Raw genomic sequence first — 14454 nt, 5'->3', positions numbered from 1 at the left:
TTGAGGGAACAACCGAATGAACAACAAGCCGAAAAAGACTTGGGAAAAGTTTGAACAGTTGGTTGCTGCTATCCATCGCGTCGAAATGGAAGGCGCTGAGGTTAAGTGGAACGACAAAATCAATGGCCGTCAGTTTGACGTGACGGTTAGATTTAAAACCGGTTCATATTCTTATCTAACCGTTGTCGAGTGTAAAAACTATTCGACGCCTGTGAAGGCAGAAAAAGTGGAGGCGCTAATCACGAAATATCGTGACGTGAATGCTGATAAGGCAGTTATGTTCAGCGCAAGAGGATTCCAATCTGGTGCTGTTGAAGTTGCCAAGAAACATGGAGTTCACCTTTACTCTGTATTGGACCACGATACTATTCCAGAAGACCTTTTAGAACCAGATCAAATTGGAATGGTGAATAAATACGGATTTTGTATTCATAAAACGGACGGAACATCCTTTGAACTAAATGACGAACCAATGCGTCTGAAGTATTATGTTGAAAACTCTACCATTGAACACCCATTAGGAAATGTCACGATTTCTAACCTGACGAGAATGTATCAGAGAAAAATGGACGGGGTTCCCAACGATACCGAAGTACCATTCGCTGTTGATTTCGATCCACCCGGAACGATAGTCTTCCCGCCTATGGAGAATAAAGATTCTTTTCAGGTGTCGAAGATATCCTGGAAGATGATGAACAGAATTGGCAGAAGGATAAAAGATCACATTGGCACAGATCCCGCTATTTATGAAACGCCGCTTCAGATAAAAAATGAAGTTGATGGAACAAAAAGATATATAAACAAAAGCAAAGTTGAAACAGAAGGGGATAATATAGCCGTTGGAAAATACTATTTTTTGAGAAACCTAGGATACTATTATTGTGTCGGTATAGACGGCGATTTGATAAATATGTTTATGATTGAGAGTTACCAGCATGGAAGATTTTTCCAATGTCAATTTACGATGCTGCGAGAGAATGCGGTAGGATACCGCGAGGTAGCTGACCAAGATGTACTGACGAGACTCCAGTGGCGTCTAGGCGAGCATTACAGACTTGGACATACTCTTTGACAAATCTGATAGGAACAAAGAGCATTGATGACACATAAACTCGGCTGCTGCCAATCTTTGATTTAGGCTCGAATCCCATTGCTTTGAGCTCGACGAACGCACCATAAAGCAGGCGTGAACTCAGATGGTGGCGGAGAGGGCACCGCGTGCCCTCCCCCACTTCATCACCGCGTCTGCACGTCGCTGGTCAGCGGGTTCATCATCACCGGCAGGATCGAGAAAGCGTTCGGCGACATCATGGACAGATCGGCAGAGGTGCCGGCACCTCTTTCACGCCTTGAACTGCTTCTTGCGTGGATCTCGGGAGAAAACCTCAACCCGATTCTCGTGCCCAAGGCTATCCATCTGTGAATGCCAACGCCCCTCCAGAGTATGCAGCGATATGAACGATTTTCTCAGAAACGGTCCCGAACTATTCAAATAGAACTGGGTAGTGAAAATTTGCGGCCCATGAAATGCATCATCTCCCAACTCGTCAATATCGATGATGTTTTCGTACGGCAGGACCGTATGAACTTCAAACCAAGCTCTATTCTTTTCAGGGAGAGCTTCCCAAGCATGAAAAGCCTCATGCCGAGCGTTACGACGGGCATCGTCATCTTCGGTTTCAGCCCAAGGGTTACGCCACCCCTCAACAGCTGCATCATCCATGGACTCGGCAAAATCCCAATGAACTCCATCATCATCAAGGAATGCGAAATGCCGACGATGCTGGAACCTTAGTCCGTCATGGAAGCACCCCTGGAAGTGCCTCACCATCCAGTTACCACGAGAATTATTGTTGTCTGGAGTCTCGTCCAAGTACGGAAAGCGATCATCTTCCGCATCGCGGATTAGCACTTCGCCCCCCTCCCGAAGATGCCTCGTTGCCTTCCGTTTCATGGCAAGGCGCGCGCGAACCTCTGTCTTTACGCTACGCCTTCTCACCTGGAGTGAGATCCCTGTATAGGCAAACAACAAATGGTCATTTTTGGGCTGGAACAGCATGTCTTCCAGCTCTGCCTTTCCCCAAAGGTGAGCCTCCGAAATGCCAAGCTCCCGAACCTTTTCGCGGAAGGCCGTCCTTGCTCGCATGGAAAAGTCGCAAGCCGCAGCGAAGACGATCCCATACAGGTTTCCACGCTCATCCTCTGGCACTTCGTCGAGGTAGCCTACCAACTTGCCGGGACCAATCGCCTTCTCGCGCTTGCATTGAACAAGCCACTGGCGATCTTGATAGGACGGCTCTGATGTCTCACCGTCCTCCTCCGGCTGGTCAATCTCGGCGGCATCCGGAACGATTTCCCAGCCCCGCGCATCGAACCCTTCATCGCCACCTCCGCGCCCGGTAGCCTCGAGCTGACGCCAAGGCCGAAAATCGTAGAGGAGCTGGCGCACTAGATCTTCGAACCTGTGCGGCTCTAGATCTTCGAGGTGAAGGGGGCCGATGGTTCGGATGGGCTTCGCGACCATAGGGGCAACTCTTCCAAACTTGCGCTGTCCCTTTCCCTCTATCACCTGCTCCCATGCCAGGGAAGGGTGCGGAGCACCCTTCCCTGCAGCCACCTGACGACGTCAGGGCCTCGCAAAGCTGGGCATCGCATATTCGATGCGGGTGGGCACGGCGGTGCCGGCGCCGGTCTGGGCAGCGGCGGAGGTGCCTTCCGGCACGTTGCCGCCAAGCGTGACGGTGACATTCACCTTCTGCTCGCCGCCGCCGGCCGCCGCCTGGGGCTGCTGGCGCTGCATCGCGGCGATCGAGGCGACATAGTTCTGGGTCTCGGACGGCAGGGGCTTGCCTTCCTCGATCCGCTGCCGTGCCCGCTCCGGGCCGGCGTTGTAGGCCATCGCAGCGGCGGCTTCGTTGCCGAACCGCTTCATTTGTTCGGCCAAGTAAGCCACGCCTGCCTCAATGTTGGCGTCGGGATCGGTGATCCTACCCTTGATGCCATAGCGCCGGGCCATGTCGGCGAAGGTGCCGGGCATGACCTGCATCAGCCCGATCGCGCCGGCGGAGCTGGTCAGTGGGTTGCCGTTCTTGTCGTGGGTCCGACCGCCCGATTCCTGCTGCATGATTCGGCGCACTAAGTCCGGCGACACGCCATACTTGGCCGCCATCGCCTCGATCTGCGGGTCCCACTTTCTGACCCCGGCGCCGAAGCCTGGGGACGGGGTCACGCTGTTCGACGCAGCCTTGTCGACGGCGCCCTGCCCCTTCCAAACGATGCCCATGTTCGGCAGCCAGGACGGCCGCCAGCTCGGCGGCTGGTTGTCGGCGGGGTTCTGGCTGGGACTGGCATCGGGGCTCTTGGAGCTGAAGCCGATGCTGGGCAGCCATGAAGGCCACCATGAATCCTCCGCCGCCTTCTTCTCCTCCGGGGTTTCCTTGCGGATCACGATCTTCTTGTTCTGCTCCGGCGCTGTCGAATAGGCAGCGTAGCCTCCCGCCGCGATGATCCCCCACGGGCCAGCCAGCCCGGCCCGGGCCAGAAGGCTGAGGCGGCCCCAGATCGATCCTTCGCCGGCAAGCGTCGCGACGGTGCTCAGGGCGCTGTAAGCCATGCCCACCTGAGAGGTCAGATCGGCCCAGCTGGCGATGTTCTCCTTGTTGGCAGCCGTGAGGTTCGTGATCTTGTCGATGGCGCCGCCATAACGCTGGTTCATCCGCCCTTCTAGGGCAGTCCAAAAGCCGTCGACAGCGACATGCAGCTTATTCAGCGAGATTCCGAGCTCTTCGGAGTTGCGTTGCGTTTCCTCAGACACAGCACCAAGCCGTTCGATTTCTTTGATGTAGGCGTCCCAACCCTCGGTACCCTTGCGCAGTATTGGCAACAGAGCCTCAGCCTTGAACGTTTGCGCAATAAGCGCCTGGGTCTGCGGGCTTTTCTGCTTAGCGATCACCGCGGACAAACTACGAAAAGCGTGCTCAAGGTCCCACGTGCCATTAGCAGCTCGTCGGACGGTGATCCCCAAGCCATTGAGCATCGCTGCAGCTTCACGATTCCGACCATACGCCGCGTCTTGGAGCGTTGTTGCCATCCCCGCCATGCTGTTCGTCATGTCGTCAGCCGACAGCCCGGCCAACTTTGCTGCGCCCTGGAGTGTGCGCAGCCGGCCAGCGGCGATGCCGATCCCGCCGGCCGCGTTGGCGGTAGCGACCCCCACCTTTCCCCAGCGGTCCACGAGCGCCGCCTGACCAGCGACTGTCATCAACCCGAGCAGACCGCCAGCGCCATTCGCCATCCCAAAGCCGCGCGCAAGGTTGGATGTCGCAGAGGCGATCTCCGCGACACCCCGGCCGACCTTAGTCCAGCCGCTGCTTTCGCCCAGCTGGTCGACGGAGGAGCGGACGCTGTCGACTACCCCCGGCACCTTGCCGAGTTGCGACTGCACCTTGCCGATGACGGGCGTGGCCTGATCTTTCGCCCCGATGATGATTTGGAACGTATTTCCCATGGTGTCCCCCTTCAGCAGCTGCAGTTGGTCGACAACCGCCGTCCGGCAGGATTGAGCACGGGGGCGATGAACGGGCCAGCCGCGGGGCGAGCGCACCCACGCGGGCCAGCGGAAATCGGCGTGTAACGCTCGGCGCGCGCTCTGTTACACGCACGGAAGGTCAGGCTGTTGTTTTTGCTCATGCTTCGTCTCCAGGCCGGAGCGTGTAACGCGATATTTTTTCTCAGCGAGGGGGAAAGCCCGGGGTGCGCAATGCCCGCGTGTCCCGAACCCCTCAGGAGGGACCCAAGCGGGTGGGGGGTACCCACGGGCCCCCCACGGCCTCAGTGGACCGTCTGAGCATCGGCCGGAGCCGGGGCCGCGCTCTCGGTCACCGCATGCGTCTGCGCAACGGTGGCGGCCTCCATCATGTCCAGCGCCGTGGTCAGCAGCTTCGCCGGCAGGGCGCCCGGTCCGAGATCGGCATACTTCGCCTGGATCGTCTCGGGATCGGCCGTCGCCAGCTCCATCAGGATCTCGATGGCTCGGGCAGCGACCGCATCGTGAAAGGCTGCCATCACCTCGGCCCCTGTGCGGAGTTCGCCGAGCCAGGCGATCACGTTCTCGCGCCAGTTCTCATGCTGAACGACAGCCGCGATCTGCGTGCGAGCGTGATGCTCGATGTCCAGATTCAGTTCCAAATTCCATCTCCAAAAGGAAGACGCCCCACCAACGGTGCCGGTGGGGCGCGATCTCATCTCGTTGTGCCGGTGGCGCGGTCGTAGACGCTCATCATTCGGTGGGCGATCTGTCGGGCGCTGGCGCCTGAAGGCTCGGCTACCGACTGCTCATCACTCCGAATCGGGCGGCTGCCTTTGGCCGGCAGGCAAGCTTCGTAGAGGGCGTTCATCCGTCGAGCGATCGCCGCGGCCTCGCCGCTGGTGCCCCTGCTGGCGTTGCTCCCGCCCCAGTGCTGCAGCAGGTCGCTGCCACGCGCGAGATGAGCGAACTGGGCCGCGCTGGGCGGCAACCTCGGCTTCTTGGTCGACATGGTCCGTTCTCCTTTCAATTGAGGCCCCAGAACTGACGGTGTGGCTCGGCCAGCGGCGCCGTCTTCTCCCCCGCGAACCCGCGGTTATCGAGCACGTCTTGCCGCAGCCGGAAGGGGATCGCGAGAAAGGCGCCAGCCTCGGCCATCGCGACTTGGCGGGAGTTGAGCGGCAGACCGGAGCGAATGATCGCGGCTCCAGCCTCGTAGTAAGCGAAGTACGCGGCCTCCGCTTCCGCCATGGCCTTCTCGACGCGCTCGGCGGCCTCCACCCGGACGGCCGCCAGCTCCTTCAGGTGCATCTCGTTCACCGCCGCCACTGCGGCCGTCACGTCCTTCTGCCGCAGCGGGATCGCCGCCTCCGCCTGCTGGAGGGCAAGCTGCAGATCCTCCATCAGCGTGCGGGCGTCGTCACGGGCGGTGGTCGCAGTTCGCAGTTCCTCGCTCGCCCCCTGGTCGCCCAATGCCGCCTTCACCGAGACGTCGCGGCGACGCTCTTCGGCGGCGGCGAAGCCGGACTCGGCAACCCGGTACTTCAGGCGCAGCGTCTCGACGGCCGCCGTCGCTTCCACGAGCGCGGCCCGGGCGTGCGCGAGAGCCTTTTCCAGATCCTTCGCGGACATGCACTGATTTCCTTTTGTTCTGCTCATTGCCTTCCTACGGCAGCCGCTTGCCACGCCGGGTGCTCTTCGGCTGGTCAGCCGTGCGCCCGCGCAGGCTCTCCGCCTCTTCGACCAGCAGGCGGCGGAACGACAGGCGGGTCAGATCCTCGGCGAGACGAATGCCGTCCTTCGCCGTCAGCTGCGCCTTTCGGTTACCGATGCGGAGCGTCAGGTCGTCGGAGATGGTCGGAATGATTCGGTTCAGCATTGCGGAGCCTCTTCGTGTGGCTCCCGCAGGTTCAGCCCGGTGGCGTGAAATCAAAACGGCGATTTCATTTCCGGCTGAATGCCGCTTTTCTCCAGGATGTTTTGAAGCTGGCGTTGGCCTGGAATGCCCCGCTCGCCCGCGGCGGACAGCGCGCGATGGAGGCGGCGACGCTTCGGATCGGGCAGCGCCTCGGACGGCTTCTCCCGCTCGAAGCGCCAGCCTGTGGTCTGGTACCGGCGCGCCTCGGCGGCGATGCGCCGGGCCTGCTCCTCGATGCCGATGTCCGGGAAGAACTCTCGTGCCATGGCGACCAGCTCGGCGTCACGTCGCTGGCGCTCCTCCAACGTCCACCACGCTTCGCCGCCGCGGCCGGGGGCGAGGCCTAAAGCCTGTTCCAGGGTCAGCCCGTTGGAGGCCCCGCGCTCGTAGCAGCGCAGGCGCTCCAGCACGCGCCGGACGGCCGGCGGAGGGTTGGGGATGCGCTCCAGCACGGCGGCAACCTCACGAAGATCGGTCATTGCTGACAGGGCGTCCGGGCGCTCCGTCACCGTGCCCCCTCTCCCGTTCGTTCGCTTTCAGCTGCGGGTGGACACCAATCTGGCGCGAAGTCCGGAATGACCTCCAGGATCACCCGCTCCGGGATCAGACAACTCCGGTGTCCTGGCATTTCGCCCCACCGCGGCTCCCACCGGCCGGTACGGCACCAGTGCCGCAACCGCTGGCGGGATTGGTCGTGCGGATCGACCTCGTGCTGCTCCCCAGATGGGCCGGAGGCCTTCCGGGTCCCATTGCCCTCCAGCGCCCGGCGATGCTGTGCGATACGGTCGGCGAGGGAGTTCTTCAGCGCGGCGAGGCTGGTGGGTGGGGTCGGGTTCTTCCAGTCCCGCACGCCACGCTGGATGACCTCGGTCAGCAACTCGACTGTCCCACCGGCTTCGAGGTGCTGCTCCGCCAACGCCAGCATGGTCATTCGTGGGGCGATCTGCTCGGCGTATTCCGGCCATCGGGCATCCTTGGCCGCGACGAAGGCATTGACCACCGCCACCGCTCCTGACGATGTGCGTCGGGATGCCGGAGGAGGGGTAAGGGGTGGTGGATTCTTAGATCCTTTCCTCTCCTCTCCTTTCAGAGCGTTTTCCGGCGGAAATCCGGCGGACGCAGGCGGATTGTCCGCGGGACATTCGTCGTCTGTCCGCCGGACATTCGTCGTCCGTCCGGCGGACGTGCGGTCTTTTTCCGCATCCCGCTGCGCCTTTTTCCGCGCCCGCTCCGCCTCCTTCTTGGCGACGTCGGCCCGACGCGTCTCCCAGGCCTGCAGCGCCAGCTCGCAGAGGAAGGGGTGGTAATAGCGCCCGTCCGAGCACAGCACCCATCCTCGTAGCGCTTCCTCCTTGATGGCTCTCCAAGCCGTGATCGCGGTGCCATAGTCAGCGGCTCTCGCAAGGAGGCGGTCGTCGGAAGGAAGGCTGCCGGCCGGAACCTCATGGGCGAAGGCCTGCCACCAGAGATGCAGGGCAGCAACCTTCCCTTCGGCGCTGGCAAGGATCCAGGTCTCGCTGTTCTTCAGGCGGTCGCCGTAGAGCGGCATCCATCCGTAACCCCGTAGGTCGACCTCGGCAGGCACAAGCGGATCGGGAAGCTGGTCGACGGGTGTCGTGGTGTCCATCAGGAATCCCAGGTTCCACGTTGGAGGTTGCTGAAGAGCGTGCGCGGCCCATCGAAGTGGGCGCGGACAGTGCCGATCGGACCGTCGCGGTTCTTTTCGACGACGATCTCGGCGAGACCTCGCGCTTCATCGGAGCGCCGGCTCCAGCGCTCGTAGCGTTCGTTGAACTTGTCGTCCGACTCGTCCGGCCGCCGGCTGGGCTCGGTGCGGGCGAGGTAGTATTCCTCGCGGAAAAGGAAGGCGATGACGTCAGCGTCCTGCTCGATGGAACCGGATTGCCGAAGGTCGGCCATGCTGGGGCGTTTGTCCTCCCGCGCCTCCAGGCCGCGGTTCAACTGCGCCAGCAGCAGAACCGGCACCTGGAACTCCTTCCAGATCGAGCACAGCGCCGCGGTGATCTCGGTGATCTTCGCCGTCTCGCCTTGCTTCTCCGCCTGCGGCGAAGCGCGCATGCGGTGGAGGTGATCGACGATGATCAGGTTCAGGCCATGGCGTCGTTTGTGCCGGCGGCAGGTGCGGCGGATGTGGGAGACGGTGACGCCCGGCGTGTCGTCGATGTGGATGGGCAGCGCCCCCAGCTCCGCCTTGGCGTCGATTAGACGGCACCAATCATCATCGGTCAGGTCGCCCTGCGCCTGACGGTCCGCCGGAATCCCGGTTTTCGCGGCGAGGTGCCGGCGGGACACCTTGTCAGCCGCCATCTCGGTGGAGAAGCCCAGGACGTGGGCACCGGTCCGCGCGGCCGCCAGCATGATGGTGTTGAAGGCCAGCGCCGACTTGCCCATCGAAGGGCGGGCGCCCAGCACATAGAGGCCGGGCAGCAAGCCGCCCAGTTTCGCGTCGAGATCCGCCAGCCCCGTGGTGATGCCAAGCGGCTGACCGCGGTTCCGCCAAGCTCGTTCGGTGGCTGCCAGGGCAGCCTCCACCCCTTCGGCCGATGACAGCACCGGGCGCAGGGCGCTACCGCGATCGCCCAACTCGAAGAGTTGCGATTCGGCTTCCTCGATCAGCACCGCAGCGTCCTTGTCCAGACCCGGACGGCCGGCGGTCTCGATCATGTCGAAACCGATCTCGATCAGCTGGCGGCAAAGGAAGGTGTCGCGGATGGTCCGGCCATAGTCGGCGGCATTCACCACCGTCACGACGTTGCCGGCCAACTCAGCGAGATAGGTGACCTCGTCCCGGCCGCCATCGCCCTGCCGCTGGAAAACGGACTGCAGCGTCACCGGATTGGCGGTCTGGCCGCGGTCAATCATCGCCGCGATGGCAGCGAAGATGCGCTGGTGGAGAGGATCGTGGAAATGCTCCGGCCGCAGGAAATCGGCAACCCGCTCGAAGGCACGATTGTTGACCAAGATCGCGCCCAGCAGCGCCTGCTCAGCGTCCTCGTTGCTCGGAACTTGAACCTGCGGAAGGCTGATGGCGTGGCTCATGTTGCATCGCCCTCCAGCTCACGGGCGAGCATATCCAGCCGCTGAACAATGGCGCGCAGCTCGTCCCGATTGATGGCGTGATCGGTGATCACCTCGCGCAGGTCAGAGGCAATCCCGCGCACACGCTCCACCAGCGGACGACGCAAGACGATACGTCGGGAGGGCTGTACCGGCAGGCGGGTGATATTGCTGGGCGGCTCGGTCAATCGACGCCTCCCCCGCACTTTGCCTCCTGTTCGGCGATCCAGCTCAGGATCGTCGAGCGGCGTGCGCAGACGATCGCCCCCATCTTGAATACCGGGATCCGTCCAGCCGCGGCGAGATGATAGGCCTGGCGGCGCGACAGCCCCATGAATTTGGCGATGTCATCGGCGCCCTGGAGGAGGTCGTCGGCGAGCGCTGGCCGGACGGCAGGGTTGTGGTCCGGAGGCGCTATGGTATCTTGTCTGGCATTCATGGTTTTTCGCCTTTCCATGAAAATCGATGTGTCGCGACTAGGGACGTGACGCATCATGAAATGCCCGACCGCTGCACCGGTCGGGCATTCTTGATTTTCTGGCTACTTTCACTTCGTGGAAGATCGAAGAAGTCTGCAGGCGAGATATCAACGCCCATTTCTTTTCCGATTATCAGCACAGTTTGTTGCTGGCGCGCTGGGATGAATCCGCGTTCGTACCAGCCCCTGACCGTGGTGGGATTCTTGTGGCCCAGCGCACGCGAAAGCTCGCTGACGCCACCAAACTTTCCAATCACCCTTCTAGACGGGGAATCCTTCAACACCGCTCCACTCCTTGACGCTTTTTACGTTCGTCATTAACGTAGAATACGTTAACGCAATTCGCATATCAAGAGCCATGGATAAGGACCTAGCCCCCCTTCTGCCGGAACAACTCCGCGCGCTGCGCGAAAGGGCCGGCCTGTCACGCGATGCGCTCGCCAAAGCAATCGGCCTTAAAGGCGCGTCGAGCTACCAACGATATGAATCTGCGGACTACAGGAAGAAATACATTCCTGTAATGCTGGCGGAGCTCATTGCGCACGCATTGGAAGGCAAAGGCACCCCCCCCATCCAACAAGCAGAAGTTTTGCAATTAGCTGGAGTTCGCCCGACCACGCCTAGCGAGAAGCAGCGCCATCTTTCATCATATGTGAAAGACAGTGATCAAGAGACGGAAAGCGACGAAGCTGAACTGTTTATCGAGGCGGATTGGCGTCCCTTTGCTGATGAGATCGCGACTCCGGAACGGGCAAAAGAGATTGAAGCCTTAAAGACAAGCAACATCATAAAGAGAGATACTCTTCAGCTTGTTTTTGATGTAGTGAAAAACATGGACGCTAAGTCCATAGACATGGATAAGCTTCCATTAGATGTCGTCATGACCGCATGTATTGCTACGCACGACGTAATCGCCACATCGAACATCACCGAAAAACCCGCGCTCATCGACTTGGCTAGATCTTCATTCATAAAAATTGCTCACATGCTAGTTATTATGAACTTGGGTCTGTTTGATGAGGCGTATGGTGGGCCTGTGAAGGATCCTATTAAACCCAAGAGCGTCAAGCCGTAGGAACATTTTAACGCATTTCGCGTTGCCGGTGACACGGACTACGTTGTAGCATCGCCATCAGGGTCACCTGGAGGCAGTTCATGTGTAATCGCCGAGTTTCCAAGTCGACCACTCTGCACCCGCAACCATCTTTGTGGGTGCGCGTCTGCGGCTTCGATCTACGCTGCGACACGGGTGGAGGTGAACCGCCGCCCCTACTTCCAACCTCGCTGTCTTAAAATGTCGGAGTCGCTGCGAGCCTGTGCCCTGCCGGCTAAAGGCGGGAATTCGGTTATCCGACCAACGCCAGCACCCCACACAGGCGCTAGCGCGCCATACCTTCATCGCGTGAGAAAGGAACCACCATGGCGTCGGTCCGAAAGCGCACCTTGCCCAGCGGCGAAATTAGGTGGCAGGTCGACTACCGCGATCAGGCCGGCAAGCGTCGGTCCCGCCAGTTCGCGACCAAGCGGGAGGCCGTGGAGTTCGAGACGAAGGCGCGGGCCGAGGTCGCCGCCGGCACCCACCTGCCCGCCTCCGACTCGATCACCGTCGCCGAGCTGGCGAAGCGCTACGTCAAGCATCTGACGGTTCGGCGCGACACCGGCCAAGCCATGGAGCGAGCGACCCTCGCCACCTACGAGAGTTGCATCCGCTGTCACATCACGGATCCAGAGGTCGGGATCGGTACGCTGAAGCTGGCTTCCCTGCGGACTATCACGGTCGCCGAGTTCCGGGACCGGCTGCTGGAGGCCGGCCGCTCGATCGCCATGACGAAGCGGATCATTGCGACGCTGGGGTTCATGCTGGCCTTCGCCCGGGCGAACGACCTGATCTTCACCGATCCGACCGAGGGCGTCACCGTGCGCCGGCCGGGCCGGTCGAGCGCCGCGATCTCGCACGAGGCTGCGCGGCAGCTGCGGACCAACGTCAAGAAGCTACTGGACGCCGCGGACGACGACTTCCGCCCTTACCTGATCGTCGCCGCCCTCGCCGGCTTGCGGGCGTCGGAACAGCGCGGCCTGCGCTGGGCGCATGTTGACCTGGATGCCGGCTTCATCCACGTCCGCGAGCGCGCCGACATCTACAACGAGATGGGCGATCCGAAGAGCAGCGCCGGGACCCGCGATATCCCGATCGGCCCGATGGTGGTCAACACGCTTAAGGCCTGGAAGCTGCGCTGCCCGCCGTCGGAGATGGGTCTGGTGTTCCCGAATCGGAAGGGCGGCGTGCGGGCCCAGACCGATATCCACCGGCTCTGGTTCCGGCCGCTGTGCGAGAAGCCCGGGATCGCGATGCGGTGGCATGACCTGCGGCACTTCGCGGTGTCCGCCTGGATCGACCAGGGCTTCAGCGTGAAGGCGGTAATGACATTCGCCGGCCACAAGGACTACCGGATGACCATGGAACGGTATGGGAAATTGTTCCCTTCCGAAGATCACCACAAAGCTGTCGCCGACATGGAAAAGCGGTTGTTTGGCTAGTTCAACCTCAGGAACATCCAACCGGTGCCGCAAAACACTGAATTGCACCCCGGCAATACGATATGTAACTGACGGTTTTTCCCAACAGTGGCCCGATCCGTAAATTCCAAATATTGGCCAATGAACGGATCGCAGCCCCAATGGCGATAATAACTAGGAAAATCAACCGTTTGCAATAAGTACCTAAAATTGCTTCATATTCCGTCGGGAAGCATGTGGCAGTATTTGGATAGTGAGGAACGAGATGGCGGACGCCAAGCGCAGTGCACTTACAGACATCATCATATCTCTTCCCGTGTTTTGGAGAGTATTTGTCGTCCTTTTCACGATGATATTTATATCAGTCGTCGTAACGATGTTTGTTCTTCCTGCATCAATAGCAATAACAAAAGGACGTTCTGTCTCGATCTCGTGGAGCGATGGGCTAAAGATACCAGAAGATCCAGCGATAAAGGCAGAGATACAAAAGGTAAGAGCGTCGATTGATACCAGCATTCTAAATTTTCAGATTCAACTTTCTGAAAGCAGGAAACTTGTAAAGGACAGACAAGACAAATATGCTGAACAGACGCACGTAGATTGGGGCAAAGCTGACGCAATATACAAGCCATTGATTACTCAAGCTCAAGTTAGACTTGATGAAGATGAAAAATCCATGGACCGGAGAATTGAGGCGCTGAATCAATTTAAAGAGAGAGTTTCATCTTGGTGGTGAAAAATAGAGAGCCCTTACAGTCCAGAGGAACTTCTGTATTTTTTCTCTGAGAACCGGAGTTTACTTGTTAAGTATAGAAATTATCCTTCGCCGCCATTCATTGCGCTGCGCACGCTGGTTACTGGCCAGTTGGCTTCACCCGAGGGCTTATTTCGAAGGTGATCGCCTTAGTCTAAGTCCGTCTTGAAGGTCGCCCGTCGCACGCAACACGCTGCTTACCTTAAAGTTTTCGACATAGCGTCACTCAAGCTCTATGCAACACGGGTGCAACACGAAAAAGCTAAAGCACTGATTCTTGGCCGTGTTTTTGGCCTAAAAATCGGGATGCCGTTCTGAGGAGGATCTGCGAAAAATCGGGGATAATCCTGGCCAAACACCGCGAGGGAGACTTCGGTCTTCTTCGCAGTGCAGCGTGTCGCAAGAGCGAACCCCCTGTTTCATGCCATCTTCAAGCGCTGCAGATTCTTCCGTGCAACATGGCAACCGTTGCCGGTTCACTGGCAGAAGCTGCCGAAATCGGAACGGGATCCGGCTTGCGCCGACAAATCCCAAGCCGCGCCATCCGGCATCCGGATCAGCACCGGGCAACGCGAGAAGAGACGGCCCGGAAACTGAGACGGCCCGGTCTCCCCATCGGAAACCGGACCGCCTCATCGTCCGTCCACCGCTGCTTACTGGTAGCCGCCTTCGCGGGCGCGGTCCTTGGCAGCCTCCTCCTGAGCCTTCGCGGTGCGGCTATCGATCTTGCCGCCGCCGCTGGTGCCGGTATCGCCGGCAGGCTTCTGGAGATCTTCGTCGCGCCGGGCGTCGGCCGGCTGCGGCTTGGGCTGGTCGGTCATGGGTGTGCTCCTCGGTCGCGTCTTGACTGGCGATGAGCAGCAAACAGCGGCGGCGGGCAATCGTCGCGCCAGCAGGCGGCCCGGAGGTCTCAACCGGCCGAGGGGTCAGGCTCGCCGTCGCCGTCGGCACGCTCCAAGGCCGCGTTGATCTGGTCCAGCGTGCGGCCGCAGCCGGTGCAGATGTCGCCATCGATCGCACACATGCCCAGACAATCGGGATCGTCGCTCATGGAGGCAGGGCTTCTCTCATGGTTGGATGTCCGCAGCCATGCCTACCGGAAAGTCGGCCCCCTCTCAAGGGTCCGGCTTAGGAAACCGGACCGCCGAGGAATGGCGGAATCGGTAGCCGCGCGGATGCTGAGC

Annotated in this window: 18 protein-coding genes; 4 read left to right on the top strand and 14 right to left on the bottom strand. The window is 60.2% G+C overall.

Features of this window, described 5'->3' with window-relative positions; all coding sequences use genetic code 11:
• The first annotated feature begins 16 nt into the window (after positions 1-16).
• On the top strand, positions 17-1072 hold the full coding sequence (locus tag JHL17_RS11325) for a restriction endonuclease (protein ID WP_200193077.1): 1056 nt from the start codon (positions 17-19) through the stop codon (positions 1070-1072).
• A 270-nt stretch (positions 1073-1342) separates the two neighbouring features.
• Here JHL17_RS11325 and JHL17_RS11320 read toward each other — a convergent pair whose 3' ends face one another.
• The 12 genes from JHL17_RS11320 to JHL17_RS11265 form a co-directional block, all read right to left on the bottom strand.
• Complete coding sequence (locus tag JHL17_RS11320; RefSeq protein ID WP_200193075.1) at positions 1343-2524, bottom strand: restriction endonuclease; 1182 nt, start codon at positions 2522-2524, stop codon at positions 1343-1345.
• A gap of 102 nt (positions 2525-2626) precedes the next feature.
• The gene (locus JHL17_RS11315; RefSeq protein WP_200193073.1) at positions 2627-4507 is read right to left on the bottom strand and encodes a lytic transglycosylase domain-containing protein; all 1881 of its coding nucleotides are present in this window, start codon (positions 4505-4507) and stop codon (positions 2627-2629) included.
• A 323-nt stretch (positions 4508-4830) separates the two neighbouring features.
• The gene (locus JHL17_RS11310; RefSeq protein WP_200193071.1) at positions 4831-5187 is read right to left on the bottom strand and encodes a hypothetical protein; all 357 of its coding nucleotides are present in this window, start codon (positions 5185-5187) and stop codon (positions 4831-4833) included.
• A 53-nt stretch (positions 5188-5240) separates the two neighbouring features.
• Entirely contained in the window at positions 5241-5537 is a 297-nt protein-coding gene (locus JHL17_RS11305) for a hypothetical protein (RefSeq protein ID WP_200193069.1), read from the bottom strand.
• 14 nt (positions 5538-5551) lie between these two features.
• Positions 5552-6157, bottom strand: coding sequence for a hypothetical protein (locus JHL17_RS11300; RefSeq protein ID WP_200193068.1), 606 nt, complete (start codon positions 6155-6157; stop codon positions 5552-5554).
• A 34-nt stretch (positions 6158-6191) separates the two neighbouring features.
• Entirely contained in the window at positions 6192-6404 is a 213-nt protein-coding gene (locus JHL17_RS11295; protein WP_200193066.1) for a hypothetical protein, read from the bottom strand.
• A 50-nt stretch (positions 6405-6454) separates the two neighbouring features.
• The gene (locus JHL17_RS11290; protein ID WP_200193064.1) at positions 6455-6922 is read right to left on the bottom strand and encodes a hypothetical protein; all 468 of its coding nucleotides are present in this window, start codon (positions 6920-6922) and stop codon (positions 6455-6457) included.
• 26 nt (positions 6923-6948) lie between these two features.
• A complete protein-coding gene (locus JHL17_RS11285) occupies positions 6949-8070 on the bottom strand; it encodes a DUF1376 domain-containing protein (RefSeq protein ID WP_200193062.1) in 1122 nt (373 codons plus the stop codon).
• Positions 8070-9503 carry a DnaB-like helicase C-terminal domain-containing protein gene (locus JHL17_RS11280; protein WP_200193060.1) on the bottom strand — a complete coding sequence of 478 codons (1434 nt, stop codon included), beginning with the start codon at positions 9501-9503 and terminating at the stop codon, positions 8070-8072. The genes JHL17_RS11285 and JHL17_RS11280 overlap by 1 nt, the downstream gene beginning before the upstream one ends.
• Complete coding sequence (locus tag JHL17_RS11275; RefSeq protein ID WP_200193058.1) at positions 9500-9709, bottom strand: hypothetical protein; 210 nt, start codon at positions 9707-9709, stop codon at positions 9500-9502. The genes JHL17_RS11280 and JHL17_RS11275 overlap by 4 nt, the downstream gene beginning before the upstream one ends.
• Positions 9706-10017: a helix-turn-helix transcriptional regulator gene (locus JHL17_RS11270; protein ID WP_200193056.1), complete on the bottom strand. Its 312-nt coding sequence runs from the start codon at positions 10015-10017 to the stop codon at positions 9706-9708. The genes JHL17_RS11275 and JHL17_RS11270 overlap by 4 nt, the downstream gene beginning before the upstream one ends.
• Entirely contained in the window at positions 10014-10283 is a 270-nt protein-coding gene (locus JHL17_RS11265; protein WP_200193055.1) for a carph-isopro domain-containing protein, read from the bottom strand. The genes JHL17_RS11270 and JHL17_RS11265 overlap by 4 nt, the downstream gene beginning before the upstream one ends.
• Positions 10284-10357: 74 nt before the next feature.
• Between JHL17_RS11265 and JHL17_RS11260 the strand changes: the two genes are divergently transcribed.
• The 3 genes from JHL17_RS11260 (at position 10358) to JHL17_RS11250 (ending at position 13252) form a co-directional block, all read left to right on the top strand.
• Positions 10358-11074 carry a helix-turn-helix domain-containing protein gene (locus JHL17_RS11260; RefSeq protein ID WP_200193054.1) on the top strand — a complete coding sequence of 239 codons (717 nt, stop codon included), beginning with the start codon at positions 10358-10360 and terminating at the stop codon, positions 11072-11074.
• A 368-nt stretch (positions 11075-11442) separates the two neighbouring features.
• On the top strand, positions 11443-12537 hold the full coding sequence (locus JHL17_RS11255; RefSeq protein WP_247893453.1) for a tyrosine-type recombinase/integrase: 1095 nt from the start codon (positions 11443-11445) through the stop codon (positions 12535-12537).
• 244 nt (positions 12538-12781) lie between these two features.
• Complete coding sequence (locus JHL17_RS11250; RefSeq protein WP_200193050.1) at positions 12782-13252, top strand: hypothetical protein; 471 nt, start codon at positions 12782-12784, stop codon at positions 13250-13252.
• Positions 13253-13923: 671 nt separating this feature from the next.
• Here the strand turns inward: JHL17_RS11250 and JHL17_RS11245 are convergent.
• Entirely contained in the window at positions 13924-14091 is a 168-nt protein-coding gene (locus JHL17_RS11245; RefSeq protein ID WP_200193047.1) for a hypothetical protein, read from the bottom strand.
• A gap of 89 nt (positions 14092-14180) precedes the next feature.
• Positions 14181-14321 carry a DUF1289 domain-containing protein gene (locus tag JHL17_RS11240; protein WP_200193045.1) on the bottom strand — a complete coding sequence of 47 codons (141 nt, stop codon included), beginning with the start codon at positions 14319-14321 and terminating at the stop codon, positions 14181-14183.
• Positions 14322-14454 lie beyond the last annotated feature (133 nt).

The organism is Azospirillum endophyticum (genome assembly GCF_016595245.1).
In the GTDB taxonomy this organism is placed as follows: Bacteria; Pseudomonadota; Alphaproteobacteria; order Azospirillales; family Azospirillaceae; genus Azospirillum; species Azospirillum endophyticum.
The sequence above is the reverse complement of the archived record's forward strand: the minus strand, read 5'-3'. Positions and strand labels throughout refer to the sequence as shown.

Excerpts from the sequence above, each read along its gene's own strand:
- JHL17_RS11320 (WP_200193075.1), bottom strand. The coding sequence starts at position 2,524 with ATGGTCGCGAAGCCCATCCGAACCATCGGCCCCCTTCACCTCGAAGAT.
- JHL17_RS11305 (WP_200193069.1), bottom strand. The coding sequence starts at position 5,537 with ATGTCGACCAAGAAGCCGAGGTTGCCGCCCAGCGCGGCCCAGTTCGCT.
- JHL17_RS11270 (WP_200193056.1), bottom strand. The coding sequence starts at position 10,017 with ATGATGCGTCACGTCCCTAGTCGCGACACATCGATTTTCATGGAAAGG.
- JHL17_RS11315 (WP_200193073.1), bottom strand. The coding sequence starts at position 4,507 with ATGGGAAATACGTTCCAAATCATCATCGGGGCGAAAGATCAGGCCACG.
- JHL17_RS11250 (WP_200193050.1), top strand. The coding sequence starts at position 12,782 with ATGGCGGACGCCAAGCGCAGTGCACTTACAGACATCATCATATCTCTT.
- JHL17_RS11325 (WP_200193077.1), top strand. The coding sequence starts at position 17 with ATGAACAACAAGCCGAAAAAGACTTGGGAAAAGTTTGAACAGTTGGTT.
- JHL17_RS11295 (WP_200193066.1), bottom strand. The coding sequence starts at position 6,404 with ATGCTGAACCGAATCATTCCGACCATCTCCGACGACCTGACGCTCCGC.
- JHL17_RS11300 (WP_200193068.1), bottom strand. The coding sequence starts at position 6,157 with ATGTCCGCGAAGGATCTGGAAAAGGCTCTCGCGCACGCCCGGGCCGCG.
- JHL17_RS11245 (WP_200193047.1), bottom strand. The coding sequence starts at position 14,091 with ATGACCGACCAGCCCAAGCCGCAGCCGGCCGACGCCCGGCGCGACGAA.
- JHL17_RS11290 (WP_200193064.1), bottom strand. The coding sequence starts at position 6,922 with ATGACCGATCTTCGTGAGGTTGCCGCCGTGCTGGAGCGCATCCCCAAC.
- JHL17_RS11260 (WP_200193054.1), top strand. The coding sequence starts at position 10,358 with ATGGATAAGGACCTAGCCCCCCTTCTGCCGGAACAACTCCGCGCGCTG.
- JHL17_RS11280 (WP_200193060.1), bottom strand. The coding sequence starts at position 9,503 with ATGAGCCACGCCATCAGCCTTCCGCAGGTTCAAGTTCCGAGCAACGAG.
- JHL17_RS11285 (WP_200193062.1), bottom strand. The coding sequence starts at position 8,070 with ATGGACACCACGACACCCGTCGACCAGCTTCCCGATCCGCTTGTGCCT.
- JHL17_RS11240 (WP_200193045.1), bottom strand. The coding sequence starts at position 14,321 with ATGAGCGACGATCCCGATTGTCTGGGCATGTGTGCGATCGATGGCGAC.